Here is a 24,907-nt window from a genome sequence, read left to right as displayed (position 1 = left end):
GAGAAAAAAATGAAAATAAATAAAAGAATCGCAATGTCATTAGGAGTCGTTGCTGCAGTTGTTGCGCCTATAACTATAGCTGCAATAAGCCCAACGAACCTAAATGGAAGTCAAAACAACAAGCAAGAAAACCTTTTTGCGAATAATAACTTAAAAAACAGTATGACCATTTATACAGACTCATATATGCAAACCCCAAGTGCACCGGTTGTTGAACCTCCGGTAACAATGATTGATAAACATAAGAACATGGAGAAATTCATCAAGGAAATAGATGGAACTTTCTATGTAGGTACAGCTAATAAAGGACTTATGAAATTAGAAAACAATAAATTAGTTCCTGTGCTTCCTGAATCACAAGTTGATCTTGAAGATGGCTTTATAGAAAAAATAGGTAAAACAATCTATATAGGTACAGCTCATAAAGGGTTAAAGAAATGGGAAAATGGGAACATTTTTCCAATTATGCACAAGACAAACAAGAATACAAATACAAGTGTGGACGAAACGCAAGTTCATCATGGGTTTATCAAAGAGATAAACAAAACTATTTATGTAGGAACTGCTGATAAAGGGTTGATGAAACTAGAAAATGGCGAACTTGTTCAGGCAGCAAAGAAATCTGGTAAAGATGACACTACAAGTGTTCTTAATGGTTTCATAAAAGAGATAAACGGAACTATATACGTTGGTACAAATGATAAAGGACTTATGAAACTGGAGGGCGATAAACTTACTCCAGCATTAGAAACAACATCCGGAGGTGATGATAGCACTGATGTTGCAGGTGGTTTCATGAAAGAAATCGATGGCGTTGTTTATGTAGGAACTTACGATCAAGGACTTATGAAATTAGATGGTAAGATGTTAAGCCCAGTTGCTAAATTTGAAGACGGAACAATCGATAAAACCTCTGTTGCAGGTGCATTCATCAATAAAATAGATGGAATTATTTACATAGGATCAGGAAGCGGTTTAAGAACATTAGTTAATGGAAGAATCACTACTATTGATGACCAAAACTCATATACATTTATGCAAAAGATGAAGGATACTATATATGTAGGATTAACATCTAAAGACCCTGAGAAAGCAGGACTTGCTAAAATTGATTATTCAAAGATTGCAAAAATAAATGAAGACTTTATCGAGAATCTTTTTAAAGCTGTTGAAATTAAAAATCAAGGCAATAAAACCGCTGCTGAAATAGCTAAAGAAATAGTGGATTCTAATTCATTAGGTAAATATTCAGATATTACAATACCTAAAATGAAATATTCAACTTTAGGTAATATTACAGCTTCTGTAAACCCTTCTAATGGGAAGATTAATGTAAGTATTGAGGTTAAAACTCCATACGAAACACCCAAGACAATTAAGGGTACATTATTCAATACAACAGAAGAAAAAGAAATAAACGCAAAACAAATAAATGGGAAGAAAAGTATCACGCCGATTGCAGATAAGACTGATAATAGAGGTTTTACCATCTTAGTTATACTAACTATAATGGCTGGACTATCAATGCTATTAGCTATGATTTGTTTCTTTAGAAAATCAGAATAATAAGTAAAAACACCTACCTTGGTGTTTTTTAATTTCCTCTTTTGAATCGCAATTAAACATACATCAATTTACATAAGTAATATTTTTGTTTTGAATTTTTTTCTTATAAAAACAATATATATGTAGGAGGTATGAATGAACATAATATTAATATGATTTGCTATTAAATACAAGGGTGATTGAGATAGGATCTATCAAGCTCTTGAAGAAAAAGAAAAGATATCTCTCAGGGAATTGAAGGATTTAGAAGAAAAGATGAAAAAGCAGGATATAAACGCGATAACCATATTAGACCTTGGATATCCTAATCAATTAAAGAAAGCGTATAAACCACCATTCGTTCTATTTTATAGAGGGAATTTAGATATATTAAAGAAAACATTTATGTGTGCAAGTGGTAATGAATTAACTCTTAATGTTAAGAAATGAATTAATAATTCAATAAGTGAAATTACACATAGACATGCCATTGTTTCTGCAATTTATAAAGGTGTGGATCAGTTTGTTTTAAAGAGGGTTTTAGAGCATAAAAAAGACCTGTTAATAGTCTCTGCAAACAACGTTGAAGACCCGTTTTTAGCAACCAAAATTGAACCTGGAGAACATGTTTTAGTGGTGTCAGAATACCCTCAAAACACCAACATTAAGAAGGAAAGATTGAGAGCTAGAAACAGAATTATTGCTGCTTTTGCTGAGTCTTTAGTACTGTTTTCTTCCGAAAAAGATGGTGGAATTATGAACCTAGTATCCCAATTTTTAAACCAAGGAAAAGAGATTTATTGCTTCCCAGGAACTGATAATTTAGATGATGGAAACACTGAATTAATTAAGCAAGGAGCCAACCTAATTACATCAATAAAAGATATGGATAAATAAAAAAAGAGCATTGCTCTTTTTTATTATTTGTAGTAAATTGTAGCTGCTTTATTTCTACCAATTGAACCAGCATCTGCATACTGTGTGATTGAAATAATTTCAAATCCTTCTTTAAGTAATCTTGAAGCTTCGTCAGCTGTTTTTTGAGCAACACTTTCTTGTGTCATTCCTTTGATTCTTGTAAATTTAACCATTGATTTTTCTCCTTTATAAATATTATTTTTTCATTACAATTATAAACCTTTATTTAGAGTTTAAACTTATTAAAAAGTAGCATTCATTAGGGCATGGTGGCAAGCACCTTTAAAGAATAAGGTGTTTATATATAAAGGGGCATTTTGTAAAACATGATAAATAGGGTAAACTTTTAGCATGAATAAATTAGTAATCGTAGAATCACCAAACAAAATAAAATCAATAGAAAAATACCTTGGAGAAGGTTATGTAGTAAAGGCATCAGTTGGACACATAGTTAAACTGCCTTCAGTAGGATTATTCCGTCTTGGAATTGACACTGAAAAATGAGAACCACAATATAAATTGGACCCAACTAAAAAGACAGTAGTTGCCGATCTTAAAAAAGAAGTTAAGAAAGCAGATTTCGTTTATATCGCAACCGATCCCGATCGTGAGGGTGAGGCCATAGGAGATAACTTAGTTGAATTCCTTGGAGTTGAAGATAAGTATAAAAGAATTCGTTTTAACGAAATCACAAAAGACGCTGTTAACGAAGCTATAAACAAACCATCAGTAATTGATGAAGCATTAGTTAACTCACAAAAGACAAGAAGAATGTTAGACCGTATCATTGGTTATAGACTTTCAACACTAATGGCTCAAAAGATGTCTAACTACCCAACTAGACCAACAGCTGGACGTGTTCAATCAATCGCTCTTAAATTAATAGTTGATAGAGAAGCAGAAATCGATGCATTCATTCCTGTAGACTACTTCAATGTTGAAGCAATTATCAATGATGAAGTTACAGCAAAATATTACAATCCAAAATCAGCTGAAAAAAACAAAGAATGAATTATGCCAAATGAGATTGATGAAGTATTCTCAGCATTAAACGGACCACTAACAGTTGATGAAGTTAAAGTTTCAAAACGTAAAGATGCAAAACGTACACCATTCAAACAAGCCGTTCTTTATAAAACTGCAGAATCATCAACAGGTCTTTCATCAAGACAAATCCAATCAGCAGCTCAAAGACTTTATGAAGGTTTTGGAGATGGTGGACTTATCTCATACCCACGTACTGACTCAACAAGAATGTCAGCTACATTCGTAAAACAAGCTCAAGCATATATCGCTAAAGAGTTTGGTGCAGAATACGTATCATCAGAAGTTAAAGGTGTTGCTGGAGATCAAGATGCCCACGAGGCCATCCGTCCAACAAACATTGCGATGACTCCTTCAAAAGCAAAAGGAATATTCTCACTTAAACCAGCAGAGTTCAAAGTTTATCAAGTTATTTACAACAGGACTATGCAAGCATTAATGGTTCAACCAGAAAGAGAAATCTTAAGATATGAACTAGTTAATGGTGAACACAGATTCAAGATGTCAGCTTCTAAAGTTGTATTCGATGGTTACTTAAAAGTTACAGGTTACTCAAACGATAATGAATTACCTGTTTATGAAAAAGGTGAAATTGTTAACGTTCAAGAATACGTTAAAGAAGCTAAGGCTACACAACCACCTGCAAGATATAATGAAGGTTCTATCATCGAGAAGATGGATAACATCGGTGTAGGACGTCCTTCAACATTCGCTGCAACAGTTAATAAGATTAAAGAACGTGAATATGTAGAAAAAGAAGGAAGGGCTCTTAAACCAACTGATTTTGGTAAAGTTGTTTCTGAAAAATTAACTACACACTTCCAAAAAATCATTAATGAAGACTATACAGCTAAAGTAGAATCTGATTTAGATAAAATTGCTGATGGCGATACAGATTACAAAGAATTAATGCAAGAGTTCTGAGATAAATTCAATGACCAAATTGAAAGTGCTCAAGATACTATGGAACACACAAAACTAATTCCAATCCCAGCAAGTACAGAACCTTGTCCAGAAGATGGTGGTCAATTAATCTTCAAACGTTCAAGAAAAGGTGATAAATTCATCGCTTGTGCTAACTGACCAGCATGTACATATACAGCATCAGATCCTAATAGAAAAAGATGAACTGGTAAAAGAAATTGAACTAAAAAGAAATAGTTCTTTTTTTATGCCTTTTTCTTTTATAAGAATGTTGATATAATTTAAACTATAAAACTACAAGGTGAGAAAGGAGAAGAATATGAAAATTAAAAGAAAATTAATGCTATCTTCTTCTTTAGCCCTAGTAGTTGCTGCACCAATGGCGGTTGCGATTTCTTGTAGTGATGGTTTATCTAAGGATTGAAACGGTACAGATTCAAATATAGATAACTCTTCAATTAAAATTAATTTAGAAAAAGAATTAATCCTAAGTGGTAAAGATGGTGAAGGAAAAATGAGTCTTCAATTAGGTGAAGGACTTGTAGGAATGCTATTACAAGCACGTGCACACCTTAAATTAGAAGTTGCGAGATATAAAGAAAGTACAAAAGAAAAATTGAATTTTCAACCAGTTTTAGATTTTGATTTTCAAGAACTTGAGAAGAACAAAACAACATTCCAAGAAAAAATTAAAATACTGAACGATAAACTTAAAAATGTTAACAATTTAATGGTTCAGGATGTAGTTAAAGCTACTGTTACTTCTGATAGGAAAACATTCCCAATTAAAGAAAGTAAAGACTTAATAATTACTGACCAAAATTTAGAATATCATCCCTTAAAACCTTCATTAAAAATGATTGACTCATCAAAACTTAATAATGGTGTTTTAGAAGTTGAACTTGATAAATTCAGCAAAGCAAATACAATCAATGATGTAATGCTATCAATTGCAAAAGGAATGGGTATGCTAATGTCTGAAGATTTAGATGTTACTCTTGGCAATAAACAAGCAGATAAAGCATTTACTCCAAAAATGTTATTTGATACATTGAAAAACATGCAAAGTAAAAATATCGAACACATTAAGTTTTCACATAAAGATGCTGATGGTAAAGTTGTTTCAGAAGTATTTGACTTATTTGAAAAGAACGCTGCAACAGTTTCTGCTAAAGAGCAATTAGATAATACTGTTAAAGAATTTGAAGGAATATTTAATGATGCTAAAGCAAAAGGTGAAGAAATCAAAGCAGCTACAGATATAAGTAAAGTATCTGCAAACATTAAAACAAAACTTTCTCAATCGGGTATTGCTGAAAGATATAAAGATTTGTTTGAAGCTTCACAAGAAGATTTAACATTGTTAGTTGCCAACATACATAAATCGATAACTCCAAAAAAACCAACCACAGACCCAAAGTCTACAGCAAAAGATTCAAAAACTACAAAGGCAGATCCTAAGGGTGCAGTTACACCACAAAGTGCAACACAAAAAAATGAAGATTTAGAAGCTTTAGAAAATCTTATTAATGTTTCTATGGCTTATTCAAACGTATTTAGAAGATTAAAAGAATGCAACTTCTTTAAAGATTGAGTTGAAACAACTAGATTAAGAAATATAGATAAAATAGATGAAATAGTATTCTCAACGATTTTAAGAAAATAAATAGTTCATTTTGAATTATTTTTATTATGCAATTTGTTATTATTTAAGTAAAGGAAAAGGTGAACATGAAACAAGCAAACACAATTATAGTTGGAGGCCCAGTTGCCGTAGGAAAATCTACATTAGTTAGAAACCTAAAATTACCAGCAGTTCAAGAATTAGACGACAGCGATAAAATGCAAGGAGCACTTCTAAAAGGAATGATGGAAGGCGACGGAATATCAGCATACTTATTCCAATTTGATATGTTGTTAAATAGAGTAAGAATATACAAACAAAGAGTTGAAACAGGTCTTTTACATGTATTTGATAGATCAATTCTTGAGGATAAGCTTTTTGCTTTCAATAGATTTGGCGATGAACCAGCAATTTGAGGCTACTATTCAAAAATTTGAGAAGAAGAAGTTGAAAACATGTTAAAAATTGGATTCCCAAAACTATATATCGTTCTTACATGTTCATGAGAAACATTTAAAGAAAGAGTTTACAAAAGAGATAGAAAATCTGAAATTGATAACTTTGAAAAGAATAAAGAAATCTNTAAATACCAAATTAATAATTACCAAAAATTCATGGAAGAAATCTTTACAGAATATGACATTCCTCATGTGTTTATGAATACGGATGAAATGGATGAAGATCAAGTTCTAGCAACAGCTAAAGACTTACTAGATAAGAAAGGAATTGCTCATGGATAAAAAATACGCAAACCTAATCGTTGTTGGTGGACCAGTTGCTGTTGGTAAATCAACACTTGTAGCCTCATTAGGGCACCCTTACGTTGATGAACTAATTGAAGGTAATGTTGTTCAAGAAGAAATCTTAAAAGGTACATATTCAGGAGATAGAGTTTCAACTGAAGTTGTACAACTATTCTTTGCTAAAAGAAGAGAACAAATGTGAAAGAAATTTGCATTCGCAGATGAATTACACGTTTTAGATAGATCAATCTTTGAAACAGAAATCTTTGCTAGAGCAAAACTTAAAGAAAAAAGATACGACTTATTTGAAGAGTATTTAGACAAGACAATCAAATTCTTACTTGAGGAATATGGTTACCCTAAAAAATACATCGTTCTTACATGTTCATGAGAAGTTTTCAAAGAAAGAATCTTTACTAGAAATAGAAAAGTTGAGATTAATTCATTCAAAGAAAATGAAGAATTCTGAAAAGAACACATCCAAACTTATGAAACAATAATGAAAAAAATCTTTAATAGATATGATATCGATTCAGCCTTTATTGATACTGATAAAATGAATCAAGAGCAAGTTAAAGAAGCAACGGATGCAATTCTAAAAGAAGCAAAAATAATCTAATCAATACCTAAGGGTATTTTTTTAATATTAACAATATTGTTATAATAGACAAAGAAAAGTAGGTGCCTATGAAATTAAAACGTAAACTATTGCTTACATCATCAACATTGCTAGTGGCTGCAACACCTGTTGTTGCTGTAGTTTCTTGTGGCGATTCAAACAAGATTAACAACAATATTAATGATGCTATTAATGGTCAAAGTAAAAAAATAGATGTACATGCTGAGGATTTACGTATCATTGGTCAAAATGGTAAAGATCCTATTGATGGTCAAGCCTCATTTAAATTATTGGCATCACCAAACAAAATGACACTTTTAAAAGAAGCTGGAGCAACATATGAGTATTTTGTTAAATATTATAAAAAAGGAAATGCTGCAGCATTTGAACCTGTTAAAGTAGATCCCAAGACAAAATTACCCCTAACAAGTGATTTATCTATAGATGACGAGGTGCGTTTAAAAATTAAATTAAATAAACCTGGTTTTGAAATAGGGAATAAAGGGGTTTTTACAAAAAAAATTCAAAACAACTTCAGGAGAGGAATTTGAATGAATTGATTTGAACCAGCTACTAAGGTTTCGAAAGAATTTGATAATATGGTTTCGCTAACGGGACAAACAATAAATATTAATTTAGAATCACTTGACTACATGAATAATAAATATCACTTAAATGAATTGGTATTTAAAATAGCTAAATCATTAGGATATTTATTCAGTGATGATCCAACAAGATATGTTTCTTTAAAGAAAGACAATAACGTAAATCCATTAACAATGGCAGATATTTGAAAATCTTTAGATACTGCAAGTAAAGCAGGTGTAAACAAATTGGTTATAAAATATAAGAACTCTTCCAACACAATCGATTTAACTAATATGAACTCTGTAATTGGAGGAAATAAAGGTAAGATAAATCTAAGTGCATTAATTGAAAATGGGAAGAAATTATTAGATAAATACAAATCAAATTCTATATTAGACGACGATGAATTTGCTGATGCTTCTATATTTACAAAAAATAAAATAGCTCAGGCGTTTGCGGATGAGTTTAAAAGTGTGGTTACTATAGATACAACAACAACAAGACTGCTTACAATGATTGGACCAATGAAGAAAGATGAACCAGCATTAAACTTCATTCCAGAACTTGCTGTTGGTTACGGAAATATTTTTAAGTCTATGATGCAAGATAATTTATTTAAAGAATGACTAAAAGATAATAGATTTAGAGATGGTGAAGTTGAAAATATAGCAAACACATTTATGGCCACTCTTTTTAGAGTTAAACCAAGTAACTAGATTAGTCCTTTTAGGACTTTTCTTTTATAATGTTTTTATGACATTTAAAGAAAAAACAAAATCACATATAAATAACGAAGAAATATTCAATAAATTATGTCAATATGTTGACATGATTGAAGAAACAAATAAGCACATGAATTTAACTGGATTTACAGAAGACAGATTGTGAGAAGAAGGTATATACGAATCAATTATTGCTCTTGAAACAGGTATTAAAGATTCAAAAGGTAAATTAATGTTAGATATAGGAGCAGGTGCAGGGTTCCCGTCAATACCCTATGCTATTGCACATCCGGAAATGGATTTAGTAATCTATGAACCAATGGGTAAAAGAGTAGACTTCTTAAATAAAGTTTCTGATGAATTAAACTTGGGTGTTGAAGTTCAAAAAATACGTGTTGAAGACTCAAAAGAAGTTGAAAGATTTGATATCGTTACAGCTAGAGCGGTTGTCAAATTTAAACATCTATTAGAAGCATCACATCACGTTGGTAAAGTGAATGGTTTATTTGTATTCGTGAAGGGTCCAAAAGCTCATATCGAAATCGAAGAAGCGGTACAAACAGCTAAAAAATTTGGAATTTGAGCAAAAAGAAAAGAAGTTATTTCTGAGAACAAAAATAACAATTTAATAGTGTATTTAAAGGAAAAACCTACACCAAAAGGGTATCCGAGAATGTGAGCTACAATTAAAAAAAGTTAGTTTCTTTATAATGTATAAGGTAAAATTGAAAAGATGAATAGCGAATTAAGCTGTCATTTTAAATAGGAGGTATATATGAATATATCAAAAAAACAAATATCATTAGGTGCATTAGCTGCTGTTGCGGTAGTTGCTGTCCCTGTAGCCACAGTTATTTCTTGTGGTAAGAAAGATACAAATAAAGCAGATGAAAAAGGTACTGTAACAATAAATGTCGAAGAAATGAAAACACCGGCAGAGCTATTTTCTAAAATAAATGAAACATTAAATAACTACATGCCAGAAAAAGCATCCATCATTGGTACTATAAATCCAAAAGATAAAGAAGCCACTTTTGAAAAAATCAAATCATACATGGGTAAAATTAAGACTGATGCCAAATTTATTAAATTAAAATTTAAAGATAAAGTTGTTGTTTGAGATTTATCAGAATTAAACAAAACAATAAACGATGCTAATGCCGCTATTGCATTGGGGTTTGATAAAGTTGAAGAAAAAAGTGTAATAAAATTAATGTTAGCTGATAATCCAGCGATGGCCGTTTATGTTGCTGCACAGTCAAGTCAAGGAATTACGTTTGGTACAAAATTACAAGGATTTGCTAACTTACCAAAAGGTGGATTTGAAGCATATAAATCAATGTTAAGAGCTTATCACAAGTTAGCATTAGAATTTATAGATTCAGATATTTATGCAGAATGAATTAAAGGTAAAGAATTTATTCTACCAAAAGGAGATCTTGATTTAGCTAAACCAGTTATAGAAATTGCGAAACCAGGTGAAAAATACGATCTTAAGAAAAACAGACCAAACATGCAAGGTCTTAGTTCAAAAGAATTTGTAGAAGAAGGTAACAACTTTGAGGCTCAATGAGTTCTTTCAATAATGAATATGTACTAAAATATTAAATGAGAAATGTTCTCATTTTTTTATTGCAAAATCACTCATTAAATACTTATTTAATGTAAATAGGGTAAAATACTTATATGAATATTAAGAAAAGAGATAAAAAGGCCCTATATAAGAAGTTAAAAAGACTTTTAACGGGTTTATTTATCGACATAGAACTTGTTCAGTATCTAAGCGTTAGAAAACTATACAAACTAATGTGAAGAGTGATCAAGTTACACGATGAATATGATTATTCTAAAAAAGAAGTTAAAGAATTAGCGAAAGTAATTGTTAACTTTGACTTTAATGAGAAGATTAATCTTAAAGATGCAACAGTGATTGCAGATTTTGTTGCGTTCGTTTTAACTCTTAATATTATTGAAAAAGTTGAATATTCAGATTGTAATGAAAGTACATATGTAAATCGTTTCTATTCTGAATTCCCACTTACACTAGAGTAATTTCCTTGACTTTTTTAAAAGACTAAAAAACAAGGAGGTTTCTAATTATGAAAAAGAACCAAAATAAAAACACTCAAAAACAAGAGGAAACAAAAAAACCATCAAGAGCTGAACGTTTAAAACTAAGAATCATGAAACGTGAAGTTAAAGAACATACACAAGAAGTAAAAGTTAATAGAAGAAGATTAAAGTCTGAAGAAAGACATCAAGAAATCCAAGATAAAAAAGATATTAAATTTATTAACCAAGAAAACAAAAGACCTAAAGGTGCTAGAAACTTAAAAAACATTAAAGGTAATATTATCGATTTATCTTATGTAAAGAAAGTTTATACAACTAAAACTCTTAAATTTATCGCTCTACAATCAACATCCCTTTCAATTCAGAAGGGTGATTTCGTTGTAATCCTTGGACCATCTGGATCGGGTAAAACAACACTGCTTAACATCATCTCAGGTTTAGATAGACCTACATCAGGAGATGTTGTTGTAGCTGACAGAAATCTTTCTGCCTTAAAAGATGTTGAACTTACTAGATTTAGAAGAGACCATGTTGGATTTGTTTTCCAATCATATAACTTACTTCCTTCACTTAATGTTAGTGATAATGTTGAGGTTGGTAGATCTTTACAAAAAGACGCACATAAACGTCAAAGTGTTGAAGAAATACTAAATCAACTAGAGATGGAACCGCAGTCTAAAAAGAGAACTTATGAATTATCTGGGGGACAACAACAAAGGGTTTCTATTGCTAGAGCTCTTGCTAAAACACCCGACATCCTGATTGGTGATGAACCAACAGGTGCTTTAGACACACATACTTCGCTTAAGGTTTTCCAATTATTCCAAGAAATTAATAAGAAAAACAAAACAACAGTTATCGTTGTTACACATAACCCTAATGTTGCACAACTTGCAAACAAGGTTATTCACGTTAAAGATGGGAAAGTACAAAAGGTAGCGGAACAAACACCTGTTGATGCTATGACATTAAAGGAGATTTAATATGAACAAACTTTTTAAGAACTCATTTAAATCTTTCTTGGGTTCCAAACTAGCTATGATACTGTTATCGCTTACAGTATTTCTATCAATTGCAGTATTTACTATGTTGTCATCGACATCATGGGCTTTTGACTCTTCATATGATCAAGTTATTAATGCTGGTCAATTGCATGACTTTACGGTTAATGAAAAATATACAATAGATGGTCAAAGTGGATTGACATTTGTAGCTAAACCAATGAAAAATCCAACAAAGAAAGCAAACACCTCAATTTCTCTAAAAATAAACTGAGGTTCAATTACAAAATCATACAAACAAGCACTAAAAACAAGTAATAGCGACGTTACAAATGATGCTAATATAAACAAGATATTCAAGAAATATAATGTTGATAATATCGAGGTATTAACAGCGGATATAAATGATGTTAAAGCTATTGCTGCAATTCCCGAAGTTAAGAAATTATTAGAAGCTGGTGAAACAGCGATTAATGAGTATGTTTCTGAGACAAAATCAAAAGTATTTGTCGACGATACGAAAAAACACTATGGTAAATATTTTGCAAAAGACGGTATTAAAAACGTGGAGTCTATTTATATTAACTCAGGTAAGAATCAATATAAAATAGTCGACACATTTGATAATGATAAAAATGTAGATAAATTAGTAATCTTCAAAGGTTCTGCTCCTTCAAAAGAAATGACTGAAAAGGAGATGCTAAAAATATTTATTGAAAATATCAACAAAGATCCAAAACTAAGCGCAGCATTTAAACTTGAAAATATTCAAACAAGTAAAGAATATAAAATCGTATTTGATAACGATCAAGGTCTTACTGCATCATTTACAGACCCAACATCTTATCAAGCTGTAATAACTGATGGTTTTGCGAAAGAACATAATATTCAGCCGATTTCACAAGATGATTTAAAAGCTTTTAATATAGAAATTTTAAAAGCTGGAATTGATATCAAAAAAATCAATGCTGTATTTGAAATGCCTCAATTTAAGAAGTATGTTCAGAAGATTGATCAAACACCTTATATCATTACTGGTATAGGTACAACACCTGATTTCTCATTCCCAATTATTAATCAACAAAATCCACTTCCAAACGCTAAAACTCAAGCATTATTATTCACAAACAATCATGGATATAGACGTATTGAAGATGCATTCCGTGGAAATCAGAAAGAAAACTATCTTGCGTATAAATTTGCAAGGGGAGTATCTGACGCTGATAAAAGAATGGTTATGAAAGGGATTCTTAAGATTTCAAAAAAACACATGTCATGAGGTAATACTTTAAACCCTGTTTCAGGAGCATTTGATACAAATGAGAAAGTTATCTTAGCACCTCAACGTATTGCATTCTTAAAGAAACTTAAACAATCAATTACAACCATTGCATTCCTTACAACAGCACTTTTAGGTGTTCTAACAGGATTTATTATATTAATGGTTATCAAGAAACAAATATCTTCAAAACGTAAGATATTAGGTACTCTATTAGCTAATGGATATAGTAAGAATGAAATAGCATGATCAATGACTACAATCGCTTTAATCATTGTATTGATACCTGCAACGCTAGGGTATGTTGTTGGTCACTTCATGCAAAGTGTATTTATCAATATGTTTACCAACTATTGAACGCTACCAATTTACAACCACTCATTCTCTTGAGTGACATTAATACTAGTTGTTGCATTACCTATGTTGGGAGTTATTCTATTCTCATACTTAGCATCACGTCTAGCATTAAAAGGAAGTTTAATTTCTATCCTATCAGATTCACAATCTAAGACTGCTGGTTGAATTACTTCACAAGTACTTAAACCACTTGCATGAATTGGTATCAAATCTAAAATTACAATTTCACTATTTACTTCTAACTTATCAAAAATGTTATTGGTATTAGTAACAACCACAATTGCGATGGTTGCTGGTGGGGTTGCCTTCTCTATTATGGGAAGATTCAACTACGCACAACAAACATCAAATGCAAAAGTAAATTACTCATTTAAAGTTGATATGGCCTCCCCTACATTTGAAGGTGGATTAATGAAAAGAGTTAATCCAAATCAATTAGGTATGAAAGGTGGAGATTGAAGAACGGCATCTGTTGCAGATTATTCAAACTTCTTTGTCGAAGAAGATAAAAAAGATGAAGCTAATAGAATTTCAAACCCCGGTTCTTATTTCCACATTCCAACTACAAATGACTTTGATAAAAAAGACACTGTCAATTACTTAAAAAATAGATTACAGTTCAAATCAATATTAAACTTTGAAATCGCAAAACTTAACCCTTGAAAAGCTGCGTTAAGTTCAATGCCTGAGAATCAAAGGAATATTGCTAATGAAAGAGAACAAGCATTTGTTAAAGCTCTTTATGAATGAGGAAAAGATTTTGAAGTTGCCAAAATAATTGGCGTTACTTCAGATGAATATTATAAAAATGTATTTGGACCAAAAGGATTTTTAGGTAAAGCTGCTAAAAACAACTTTGAATTTATCCCTCCAACATATGGAACTCCTGAATGAGAACTTTATAAAAAATTCTTATTTGCAGGACTTAAAGAACAAATTAAGAAATACAATAATAAAGAAGATTATCACTTACCTTACTTTATCTCTTATAACAACATAATTACCGACAAAGAGGATGAAGTATATACTCACCTTGATATTGATTACAAAGGTAAAAATCTATCAGGACACGAAGAAGTTCTAAACACAACTATCACAGGTATTAACCCTAAAACAAAAATGGTTAAATTTGATAATGGTTTATTAAATAGATTTAAAGAATTCCACTATGATACAACTAGAGATAACAAGCAAGTTATTCCAATTATCATTAACACATATTTCCAAAAAGCATATGGTATTGATGAGGGTGATATTATTGATGTTAAAATCAAAAATAGAGCTGATAGATTCCACACTGGTGCTGCTTATAAAGCACGTGCAATGGTTATAGGTGTCCAAGAATCATATGATGGACCAAAACTATACACAACACAATCTATAGCTAATGCTAAATTAGGTTGAGTGGATCCTATTAAGAATAAGAATGCATTCAATGGTGTTTATACTAAAGCTGAAAACCCAATGGTATTCCAAAACATTTCGCTATATTCACCTTCTGGAATTACTCCAGGTACAGATATTATCAAGACAAATCAAAATGATAAACTTTATAAAGCTATTGCAGAACATGTTAAAAATAACTATGAAAACCCAAGAGTTTCAGGGGCATCTTCATACTTAAACATTTATAGTAATTCACCATATGTATCTACATTCTCTTCAGCTAACTGAGCAGCTATGTCTAGATATGCATTCAAAAATATTCTAGACCTTTCAGGTAAGTTAATTTGAATGGTTGAAGCGATTGCTATATTTATCGCAATTCTATTCGTTGCAATTATTGCTTCGATGATTATTTCAGATAATAAGAAATTTATATCTACAATGAAAGTTCTTGGATATAGAAACAAAGAAATCCGGAGAATGTTCTTTAGATCATTAATCCCGGCAATCATATTAGGTCTGTTAATTGCTATACCAATTACGATTGGTGCGTTATTCGCAATTAAAGCAATTATCATATCATTCGGTGCTATATTGGTTCCTATCTCTATGATGGGTTGAGAACTAATATTAACATTCTTCCTAATCACATTCGCATTCGCAATCATATACTATGTATCGATGAGAAAACTTGGTAATGAAGAAACACTTGAAGCATTTAAAGCATAAGTTTTACTTATGTTTTTTTATTATCATTCAAAACCTATTTTAATAAGGTAAAATTGTAAGTATATGAGAAGCAAATTTAAAAGAAAAGAAAAACCTACTTCTGAAGTAAAAACAGAAGAGATTAAAAATGGTTATGACGAGACCGAATTAATCGAAGTTGTCTCAACATTTTCGCAAGCCACTGGACTTCAACTTGGTAAAGAATTAGCTAAGTGAATAGCGGTTGGTTCTTTCATGGGTGCTTCCGATGCTATACCTGGATATTGTGGTGGAACTTCCATGGCACTTCTTGGTGTATTTAAAAAACTTGTTATGCTTACAAAATCAATCTTTGTTCCTGAAGTTGGAATTACAAGAATGAAAGCATTCCTATTCATGTTGCCTTTTGGAATCGGATGAATTCTCGGGGTATATGGAATAGATAAGGGTACGGAGTTTCTTGCTGATAAAAGAAACTTAGGATTAGAACTACTATTCTTCTTCTCAACATTTGTATTATTCTCGATACCAATGTTCATTCAAGGTGAGAAACCTGAAATAGGTCTCAAGCCCAAGAAGCGGAAGCACTTGTGGATACGGAGAACTGTATTCGTAATGGGATTTGCAATGATGATCGGATTAGCTTGTTGAATTAAATTCGGTTCAGCAGAAAAAGGTATCCACTTTGGGGATGATTCTAAAAAAGAAGTTCACCTCGGAATTTGAACTCCAACTGCATCACATGTATTTATGTTGATGGCGGTTGCATTCATAGGTGGTATATTCACAATTACTCCAGGTGGTTCAGGAGCAATTATTCAATTACTATTCCAAGGTGATGAACCTGGATATAGAATGTATCAAACTATCCACTGAAAAATAATGGCTAACTTCCACGGTGGTCATGGCTCAAACTTCTTAGGATTAATGATATTTGCATCATTCACAATGTTAGGGATGATTACAATGATATTCTTGTTTGCATGATTATTCAAAAAACACAAAAGAACATTTGCAGCAGCTGCATTTGGAATGATGGTTGCATCATCAATTTCATTACTAATAATTCCACATGATAACTTATGAAGAAACCTTTCAAGTTCACACACAAACTACATCGGACACAGATTAGGAGTTGCAGCAGCGATTGTATTGGCAATGATTTGTTCATTATCATTACACTTCTACACTAAGCACCAAAACAAACAAAAGATTAACCGTAAAAGAGGGATGGAAGTTATAAAAGCAAAATCAGCTTTATGAATATGACTGAAATCATTATTCACTAAAAAATACTGAAGATTCAAAATAATGAGAGTCTACATGAAGACAAAAGCATTCTTTACAAAGGAATACTGAGAAGAAGTTCGTCATCACCATGCAAAAAATGCAGATGAAAAAAGAGAAACTATTGATAACAATAGCAACGATAATGATAAAATTAAAGCAATTAAAATAGACAGAGGAGAACAATAATGTCAAGAAAATTTACAGAACAAGAACAAGTAAGAAGAGATAAGCTTGCTAAATACGAAGAAATGGGTGTTAAACCATATGCACCAAAACAAGATTTCACACATACATCAGCACAACTAGAAGAAGAATTTGGGAAGTTCACTAAAGATGAATTACACGAAAAGAAAATAATCGTTTCAGTAACAGGACGTATGATGGGTTCAAGAGGACCTTTCATCGTTGCTAAAGATCCATCAGGACAACTACAAGCATATATTGCTAAAAAAGAATTCCCAGAAATGGCTGAACTAACAAAAACTCTAGATACAGGAGACTACATCTGATTTGAAGGTGAAGTAATGAAAACAAATACAGGAGCGATTACAATTCGTGCCTCAAAATTCATGCTTCTTTCTAAGTCACTAAGACCATTACCTGAAAAATTCCACGGACTTCAAGATGTTGAAGAAAGACGTAGAAGAAGATATGTTGACTTAATCATGTCAGAAGAAACAAAAAACAGATTCTGAACAAGATCAAAAGTTATTTCAGGAATTAGAAGCTACTTCGATGATTTAGGATACATGGAAGCTGATACTCCAGTATTACAACCAATCCTTGGTGGAGCATCTGCTAAACCATTCTCAACTCACTTCAATGCTCTTGACATGGAATTCTACTTACGTGTTGCTACAGAGTTACCTCTTAAGAAATTAGTTGTAGGGGGAATTGAAAGAGTTTATGAAATCGGTAGACTATTTAGAAATGAAGGTGTTGATGCAACTCACAACCCTGAATTCACAACAATCGAATTCTATGAAGCACATTCAGACCTAGCAGGAATGATGAGAAGAACAGAAGAGCTATTCCAATTCTTAGCTAAAAGACTAAACAAAGATACAATCATGTTCGACGGAAAAGAAATTAACGTTTCTGGAGAATTTGCCAAAGTTAATATGGCAGAAGCAGTTAAAGAAAAAGCTGGTGTAGACTTCAAAGCAGAAATGACACTTGAAGAAGCTAGACAACATGCTGCAGACCACAAAATTAAAATTGAGAAATTCTTCTCAATCGGTCACATCTTAGAAGCATTCTTTGAAGAGTATGTAGAAGAAACACTAATTCAACCAACATTTGTTTACGGACACCCAATTGAAATTTCACCTCTAGCAGCTAAAAATCTTGAAGACCCAAGATTTACAGATAGAGCAGAACTATTCATCAACGGTAAAGAATTCGCAAACATGTTTACAGAATTAAACGACCCAATTGATCAACTAGAAAGATTCGAAGCTCAACTAGCAGAACGTGAAGCTGGTAACGATGAAGCTAATGAAATCGACATGGACTTCGTTGAAGCTCTAGAACACGCAATGCCACCTGCTGGTGGATGTGGAATAGGAATTGACAGACTTGTTATGTTATTCACAGATTCACAATCAATTAGAGACGTACTACTATTCCCTCACCTAAAAAACAGAGGATAATAATCAAAGGATAAATTATGAAAATTAAAGCATTTGCATTTGACATGGATGGAACACTATTACTTTCAGATGGTTCTGGGATCCACCCAGAAAACATGAAAGTATTAAAAGAAGCTAACGCTGCAGGTTACAAAATCATTCTTGCTACTGGTAGACCGGTATGTATGACAAAAGAGAGTGCAGAACAAATCGGAGAAATCTCTCATTTAGTATGTAACAATGGTGGAAGTTTATTTGATATGGATAAAGATGAAAACATCAGTAAATCATTTTTAACATATGAACTATTCGAAAAAGTTATTGAACTAGCTAAAGAAACAAAATCATTCTTCGCTATGTCAACAACTGAAAGCATCTATAGACTAAACTTCTTTGATGAAACAGAAGTTCCAGAATGAGTAAAAACTTCATTTAATGAATCAAATGGTTCAAACACAATTGACTCAATTAAAGAAGCTGCTAAAACAGAAAAGATTACTCAACTTACAATCAAAAACTCAAAAGAACTTATCAAAGCTAAAAGAGATGAACTACACCCAGAGTTCTCTCAATACGCTTCATTACACATTGCTAATGATGTGTATCTTGATATGAACCCTAAAGGTGTTTCAAAACTAACAGGACTGCAAGAAGTTGCGGATGCCTTAGGTATTGATATATCAGAAATTATGGCATTTGGAGATTCAGGTAATGATGTTCAAATGATCAAAGGTTCAGGTTATGGTGTTGCTATGGGTAACGCTAATGACGAAGCTAAAGAAGCTGCTGATGAAGTTATTGGACACCACGATACAGACGCCATCGGTAAGAAAATCAAAGAAGTTATTGCAAATCAATCAAAATAGGCTCTATGCTTATTTTTTTATATCTTTTAAAATATTCAAAAATAACAACATATAATTTAAATAACTAATTTAGGAGAGAAATATGAAAATTAAAGCATTTGCATTTGACTTAGATGGAACTTTATTGCTACCAGATGGTTCTGGTCCTCATCCAGAGACTATGAAAGCACTTAGAGAAGCCAATAAAGAGGGATATAAGCTTATTCTAGCCACAGGTAGACCAATATACCAAACAATGGACTTTGTGAACTCTATAGGGTGTATTTCATACATTGTAGGGAATAATGGAGCTAGTTTATATGATGTTGAAGCCAACGAGAACATCAGTAAAGATTTTTTACCCGAAGAATTATTTAAATCAATGATTGAAGTCGCTAAAGAAACAAAATCATTCTTCGTTATGTCAACAACTGACCACGTTAAGAAATTAAACTTCTTTGATGGTGATGATGTTCCAGAATGAATCAAAATTTCAGTTAATGATTTTGGTGAACCTGATAAATTAGAAGATGTTATCGCATCATCTAAAACGGATAAGATCACACAACTAACTATTAAGAATGAACATGAACTAATTGTTGATAAAGCACATGAACTTAAGAAAGAATATGGAAAAGATTATGCTTTACATATTGCTAACGAAGTTTATTTAGATGTTAATCCAAAAGGAGTTTCTAAATTAACAGGTATTGAAATAGTTCTTGAAGAACATGGAATCAAACCTGGTGAAGTTATGACATTTGGAGATTCAGGAAATGATATTCAAATGCTTAAAGGTTCAGGTTATGGTGTTGCTATGGAAAACGCAAATGATGGAGCTAAAACCGTTGCTGATGAAATAATCGGACATCACAGTACAGATGCAATTGCAATCAAAATTAGAGAAGTTATTGATGCTCAAACAAGATAAGCCTAAGGCTTATTTTTTATTACTTTTTTTAAAATTAACAAATAAACCATATAATTGAAATAAGTAAGATTAGGAGAGATAATTATGAAAATTAAAGCATTTGCATTTGACATGGACGGAACATTAATGGATTCAAAAGGGTATTCACCTACAAAAGAATCAATTGAAGCACTTAGAGAAGCACATGATAAAGGATATAAAATAATCCTTGCAACAGGTAGACCACTTTGTTTTGCATTACCAGCAGCAGAGGAAATTGGACGTGTTTCATACATCATTTCAAGTAATGGTTCAAGTATCTACAACGTTGAAGAAAAGAAAATAACTGAAGTATCAGCTATTGATAAAGAACTATATAAAGCAATAGTTGAAAAAGCCAAAGAAACTAATTCTTATATTTCAGTTTCAACAGTAAAAAATGAATATAGAGAATTCTATCACCCAACAGATAAAGACCCTAAGTGATTAGAAGACTTTAGATTTGATGGAATTGATGCACCAATGGAATGATTTGATGAAATCATTGAAAGAGAAGGTGTTACTCAGGTTTCACTAAAAAATACTGGTGGAGTAATTGAAGATATGGCTGTTGAGCTTAGAAAAAGATTTGGAGAAGATAACTCAATACATGTAGCTAACTCAATCTACCTTGATGTAGATCCAAAAGGAGTTTCTAAATTAACAGGTATTCAAACAGTAATCGATGAAATGGATATTAAGATGTCAGAAGTTATGGCATTTGGAGATTCAGGAAACGATTTAAAAATGATTCAAGGTGCAGGTTACGGAATTTGCATGGGTAATGGTTCAAAAGAAGCTAAAGAAATTGCTGATGAAGTTATTGGTGACAATGATAGTGATGCAATTGCAAAAAAAATTAGAGAAGTTATCTCTAATGATTCTAAATAAGCTGAGGCTTATTTTTTTTATAAAGAAATTTTAATATCCTCTTTCTTAATTTCTTTTCCGGTTTGTGTAGGGATGATGTGGACATGTGTGTGAAATACAACTTGGTTTGAACTCTTCTCGTTATTAACGTGGAGTTGGAAACCATCAACTTCAAGAACTTCAATAAGTTTAAGAGCAATATCTTGCGCTTTACTCATTATGTATGAAAGATCATCTTTTGCAATGTCTTTAAGGTTTCTTGAAAATGTTTTTGGTATTACTAATGTATGTCCTGTTGTGGCTGGGCTGATATCAAGGATAGCAATTACTCTATCATCTTCATATACTATGTTGGCAGGTAGTTCCCTATTTATGATTTTTTGAAATATAGTCATGTACAAATTATAAAATTATAAAAATAAAAAAAGACATTATTTTTTAATAACATCTTTTCCTTTTAATATATTTCTTAATTCTCCGTTGTTTACTCTTAAGTTGTATTTTCTAATGTTTAGCATAAATTTTCTAGCGTCGTTAAGTAAACTACTATCGTGTTGTGCTAATGAGAATATTAGTTTTTGTGCATTTTCAGTAATATTTCTTTTATTTTTATCTGTTACTTTTGGATTTTTTAATAAAGAAGAATCTATTCTTCAGAATGATTTATCATCATCGATTGTATAAACTTTATCTTTATCAGTAACTTGTTTATTGTCTTCATCTTTTGCATCGAATCATGGAAGGAATTGCATTGCGAACATTGAATCAACAGAACCATCATCATTAACAATAACATGTGCTTCTTTTTCAATATCCCCTTCTTTAGTTACTCAACCAGATTCAGAAGTATTATCTGTTAATCTTTTTCTTAATGCATAATCACTGTAGTCTAATTCACCTTTAGAGATACCTGCAGAAGAGATACCTTTGTAGTTATATAGTTCACCTAAGTCAACTGTTAAAGTATTATCATTTGAAGTTTTTAATTGATCTGCTTTAACTAGTCCTAGTTTCATTAAGTCGTGAGATCTAGGGTCTAAATCATTGAACTCTGCAGCTGTTTTAACAGTTTCTCCAGAAATAGCTCCAGCTTTAAGACCTTTAACACTTTGTTTTCAAATAAAGGTTGGAGTGTGTTCGTGTAGGTATTTAATTAGGAAGAAGAATTTTTCATTTCTATCAAGGTTTTTAGGTTCATCTTCTTCTTTCTTGTAAACCTTTTTGTAATCACTTTCAACAAATCCTGTTAGATAATTTTGAACAAGAATAAGATTTTCTAATTCTAATTCTCAATTTAATGTAGGTTTTTGTTTAAGGATTTCTTGAGCAAGAGTTCAAGAAGGATAGAAACCAGGTACAACATTTTCTGATGCTTTTAAAGTAACTTCTGTATCATCTTTGGCATTTACTCAAACCTTTTTATCTGTGAAGTCAGCCTTACTAAAAGTACCACTTTTTTGTAAAGTAACGATTTCTTTTGTTCAGAATCATTTGTCTTCCATTAATTTTGAAGAAGCTCAAAAGTTTCATGCTGCTTCTAAACTCTCTTGGTGTTTAGTTTCGTCTTGCATAAGGTCTTTATTAATGAAACCTGTGTAAAGACGTAGTAAGTAGTCACTACCACTTGCTAAAATTGTATCTTTTTGATTTTGTTCCGCAGTTTTTTCGTTGTTACCACAAGATACTGCAACAGCAACAGGTGTAGAAATTAGTGCTAATGAAGCGAAAGGTAAAACAATCTTTTTATTTAATTTAAATTTCATTATTTCACCGCCCCTTCTGAAGCAATTCCCACTGCTGTGTTATAGATATCTTCTAGTGATTTATTTCAGAATTTAATTTCATCATCTAGTTTTCCGATGAACTTACTATTTACGAATAATGTTTCGTTGTGGAAAGCTGAGTTAACTCATGGACGAACTGCTGCAACAGCACTTTCTGCTCTTGTATCTGAAAGTGTTTGTTCATAACCTTTAACAGCTGTTTCTTGAAGATTTTTAATATCTGCATCTGTATAGTCTGGATAACTATCACCATCAGCTATACCATTGTAGTTTGGTTGATCTTTTAATCATTTAGTAAAGTCAGAATCATTAAGTAGTGATTTAACAATTAGCATTTTATCGTTAGAGTGTTTATTTACTTCAGAAATAACATTGAAGTAAGCACCATCACCATTTGTGGCTCTCATCACATCTGATTGCATCATTTTCTTCATATCATCAGCATCAGTTATTTTCTTGTCAGAAATAATGTGAACACCAAATTTAGAAGTAACTACATATCTAGCTGGTTCAGTTGCTGTTGCATCAGCGATTTTATACGCAAGTGCTCTTTGTTTATCAGCACGTGTATCACCAAATGCATCACGGAAAACACGCCCAATAATTTTTGGAGCATCATTTTCACCAACAAGGTCAAATAATGTTTGTAAGTTTTTAGCTCATAGTTTTGAATCTTTATCACCTTTGAAGTTAGTCTTATCAACACTTTGTTGTAAGGCGTTTAAGATTTTAGTTCCTAATCCTTTTAATGGGTTAGTTTTAACAACTTCGAACTTGTCACCTTTAATTTCTTCATTAAGTAAAGGTAAACCAAAACCAGGATCCATTGATTGAACATACGAAAGTTCATCCATCATACCTAAAGAACCACCAGTTTTTTTAGTACCAGCTTGATTACCACCAAGTAGTTTAAGAAGAATTTCATCTGATTCAGTAACACCGAAGTCCATTTTCTTTTTAGTCTTAGGATCATCAACTTGTCCATATTGTAAACCTTTAAATGTTTCTAAGTTATCGATTGCGGGTTTTGCATCTTTACCTTTAGGTTCAATTGACATTAATCATTTTTTGGCATCTTCAATTTTAACTTTTCAAGGAGCCATTGATTTATTGGCATCAGGAACAGCTGGAAGTAGGAAGTGGTTAACAACCATTGGGTCGTATTTATTAATGTAACCATGTCCACCTTTTTCTCCGAATAATGCAGAAGGATCTTTTAAATCAACATTTTGTGAACCAGTAGAAACAACAATAACCTTTTGAGTTTTTTCCATACCTGCATATGTACTATCTTTTTCAGATGGGAAAACATAACCTTTTTGTTTAAGGTTTCATAGTCATTCTCAATCTTTTTGTTTTGAATCTTTGTTAGCTGGGTTACCTCTTTCAACATCTTCTTTTGTGAATGTATCAGAGTCTTGTTTGATTGTGTGTTGTGCATAAGCATTACCAACAATTTGTTTTAGAACCATGTTGTCAATAGCTTGTTTATCAGATGTGGCGTTACCGTAGGCTTTATTTGTAGAAAGTTCTGTTTTTCAAGCATCTTCATATCCGTGACCATGCGCTTGTTTGAATGCTTCTTTTTGATCGTCAAATTCAGATCTTACTGAGCTTTCAATTTTGCTAAGTGATTTAAGTGCTTGTAAGTCGGCATCTTTTTTCTCTTTCTTAGTCATTTGTGCTTCACGAATTTCTTTAAGGTGTTCTGAACCTTTAACTTCTTTTTCATATAGTCATCTTGCTGATTTCTTAATGATATCTTGAACTCTCTTGGCATTTTCAGATTGTCCGTTAGCAATTAATTGGTTGTAGAACTTGTCGAATGCGATTTCACTATCTGTAAGTGTTTTACCGTCTTTACGAGCATCGGCGATATATTTACCGTCTAATTTGTCTGCAGCGGCAGTACCACAAGACGTTGCTAAAAGAGCTACACCAGAAATGGCACCAAGCGAACTTATAGCTGTTATTGTTTTTTTCTTCATCATTTTCTCCTTCAGGGTT

Annotated in this window: 20 protein-coding genes and 1 pseudogene; 17 read left to right on the top strand and 4 right to left on the bottom strand. The window is 31.9% G+C overall.

Annotated features, from left to right (window positions below; translation table 4 throughout):
• Window positions 1-9: 9 nt before the first annotated feature.
• Window positions 10-1,566 carry a hypothetical protein gene (locus ACOMC1_RS02950; RefSeq protein ID WP_420331153.1) on the top strand — a complete coding sequence of 519 codons (1,557 nt, stop codon included), beginning with the start codon at window positions 10-12 and terminating at the stop codon, window positions 1,564-1,566.
• A gap of 135 nt (window positions 1,567-1,701) precedes the next feature.
• A complete protein-coding gene (locus ACOMC1_RS02945) occupies window positions 1,702-2,442 on the top strand; it encodes a DNA-processing protein DprA (RefSeq protein WP_420331152.1) in 741 nt (246 codons plus the stop codon).
• A 23-nt stretch (window positions 2,443-2,465) separates the two neighbouring features.
• On the opposite strand, the gene ACOMC1_RS02940 is transcribed toward ACOMC1_RS02945, so the two are convergent.
• Window positions 2,466-2,636 (bottom strand): hypothetical protein, encoded by a 171-nt coding sequence (locus ACOMC1_RS02940; protein ID WP_420331151.1) that lies wholly within the window; start codon window positions 2,634-2,636, stop codon window positions 2,466-2,468.
• 178 nt (window positions 2,637-2,814) lie between these two features.
• On the opposite strand from ACOMC1_RS02940, the gene topA reads away from it, so the two are divergent.
• From topA to ACOMC1_RS02865, 15 genes and pseudogenes are all read left to right on the top strand, one after another.
• On the top strand, window positions 2,815-4,668 hold the full coding sequence (gene topA / locus ACOMC1_RS02935) for a type I DNA topoisomerase (protein WP_420331150.1): 1,854 nt from the start codon (window positions 2,815-2,817) through the stop codon (window positions 4,666-4,668).
• Between the two features lie 82 nt (window positions 4,669-4,750).
• On the top strand, window positions 4,751-6,097 hold the full coding sequence (locus tag ACOMC1_RS02930) for a hypothetical protein (protein ID WP_420331149.1): 1,347 nt from the start codon (window positions 4,751-4,753) through the stop codon (window positions 6,095-6,097).
• A gap of 65 nt (window positions 6,098-6,162) precedes the next feature.
• Window positions 6,163-6,637: pseudogene (locus tag ACOMC1_RS02925) on the top strand (deoxynucleoside kinase); the annotation flags it as partial.
• Window positions 6,638-6,787: 150 nt separating this feature from the next.
• Window positions 6,788-7,417 carry a deoxynucleoside kinase gene (locus ACOMC1_RS02920; protein ID WP_420331148.1) on the top strand — a complete coding sequence of 210 codons (630 nt, stop codon included), beginning with the start codon at window positions 6,788-6,790 and terminating at the stop codon, window positions 7,415-7,417.
• 68 nt (window positions 7,418-7,485) lie between these two features.
• Window positions 7,486-8,721, top strand: coding sequence for a hypothetical protein (locus ACOMC1_RS02915; RefSeq protein ID WP_420331147.1), 1,236 nt, complete (start codon window positions 7,486-7,488; stop codon window positions 8,719-8,721).
• Between the two features lie 37 nt (window positions 8,722-8,758).
• Window positions 8,759-9,427: a 16S rRNA (guanine(527)-N(7))-methyltransferase RsmG gene (gene rsmG / locus ACOMC1_RS02910; RefSeq protein ID WP_420331146.1), complete on the top strand. Its 669-nt coding sequence runs from the start codon at window positions 8,759-8,761 to the stop codon at window positions 9,425-9,427.
• Window positions 9,428-9,502: 75 nt separating this feature from the next.
• A complete protein-coding gene (locus ACOMC1_RS02905) occupies window positions 9,503-10,327 on the top strand; it encodes a hypothetical protein (RefSeq protein ID WP_420331145.1) in 825 nt (274 codons plus the stop codon).
• A gap of 86 nt (window positions 10,328-10,413) precedes the next feature.
• Entirely contained in the window at window positions 10,414-10,779 is a 366-nt protein-coding gene (locus tag ACOMC1_RS02900; protein WP_420331144.1) for a hypothetical protein, read from the top strand.
• Between the two features lie 47 nt (window positions 10,780-10,826).
• Window positions 10,827-11,783 (top strand): ABC transporter ATP-binding protein, encoded by a 957-nt coding sequence (locus ACOMC1_RS02895; protein ID WP_420331143.1) that lies wholly within the window; start codon window positions 10,827-10,829, stop codon window positions 11,781-11,783.
• A 1-nt stretch (window position 11,784) separates the two neighbouring features.
• On the top strand, window positions 11,785-15,552 hold the full coding sequence (locus ACOMC1_RS02890; protein WP_420331142.1) for an FtsX-like permease family protein: 3,768 nt from the start codon (window positions 11,785-11,787) through the stop codon (window positions 15,550-15,552).
• A 63-nt stretch (window positions 15,553-15,615) separates the two neighbouring features.
• Window positions 15,616-17,007 carry an undecaprenyl phosphate translocase family protein gene (locus ACOMC1_RS02885; RefSeq protein ID WP_420331141.1) on the top strand — a complete coding sequence of 464 codons (1,392 nt, stop codon included), beginning with the start codon at window positions 15,616-15,618 and terminating at the stop codon, window positions 17,005-17,007.
• On the top strand, window positions 17,007-18,473 hold the full coding sequence (lysS, locus tag ACOMC1_RS02880) for a lysine--tRNA ligase (protein ID WP_420331140.1): 1,467 nt from the start codon (window positions 17,007-17,009) through the stop codon (window positions 18,471-18,473). The genes ACOMC1_RS02885 and lysS overlap by 1 nt, the downstream gene beginning before the upstream one ends.
• A gap of 17 nt (window positions 18,474-18,490) precedes the next feature.
• The gene (locus ACOMC1_RS02875) at window positions 18,491-19,318 is read left to right on the top strand and encodes an HAD family hydrolase (protein WP_420331139.1); all 828 of its coding nucleotides are present in this window, start codon (window positions 18,491-18,493) and stop codon (window positions 19,316-19,318) included.
• Between the two features lie 82 nt (window positions 19,319-19,400).
• Entirely contained in the window at window positions 19,401-20,228 is an 828-nt protein-coding gene (locus ACOMC1_RS02870) for an HAD family hydrolase (RefSeq protein WP_420331138.1), read from the top strand.
• Between the two features lie 84 nt (window positions 20,229-20,312).
• On the top strand, window positions 20,313-21,137 hold the full coding sequence (locus ACOMC1_RS02865) for an HAD family hydrolase (RefSeq protein WP_420331137.1): 825 nt from the start codon (window positions 20,313-20,315) through the stop codon (window positions 21,135-21,137).
• A gap of 17 nt (window positions 21,138-21,154) precedes the next feature.
• On the opposite strand, the gene hinT is transcribed toward ACOMC1_RS02865, so the two are convergent.
• Genes hinT through ACOMC1_RS02850 form a run of 3 tightly spaced genes read right to left on the bottom strand, consistent with a single transcriptional unit; the run spans window position 21,155 to window position 24,888 of the window.
• On the bottom strand, window positions 21,155-21,511 hold the full coding sequence (gene hinT / locus ACOMC1_RS02860) for a histidine triad protein HinT (RefSeq protein ID WP_420331136.1): 357 nt from the start codon (window positions 21,509-21,511) through the stop codon (window positions 21,155-21,157).
• Window positions 21,512-21,547: 36 nt separating this feature from the next.
• Window positions 21,548-22,879, bottom strand: a complete 1,332-nt coding sequence (locus tag ACOMC1_RS02855; RefSeq protein WP_420331135.1) for a HinT-interacting membrane complex lipoprotein P60 — start codon at window positions 22,877-22,879, stop codon at window positions 21,548-21,550.
• Window positions 22,879-24,888: a HinT-interacting membrane complex protein P80 gene (locus ACOMC1_RS02850; protein ID WP_420331134.1), complete on the bottom strand. Its 2,010-nt coding sequence runs from the start codon at window positions 24,886-24,888 to the stop codon at window positions 22,879-22,881. The genes ACOMC1_RS02855 and ACOMC1_RS02850 overlap by 1 nt, the downstream gene beginning before the upstream one ends.
• Between the last annotated feature and the right edge of the window lie 19 nt (window positions 24,889-24,907).

This window comes from Mycoplasma todarodis (assembly GCF_965212735.1).
Taxonomy (GTDB): Bacteria; Bacillota_I; Bacilli_A; order Mycoplasmatales; family Metamycoplasmataceae; genus Mycoplasma_K; species Mycoplasma_K todarodis_A.
The sequence above is the reverse complement of the archived record's forward strand: the minus strand, read 5'-3'. Positions and strand labels throughout refer to the sequence as shown.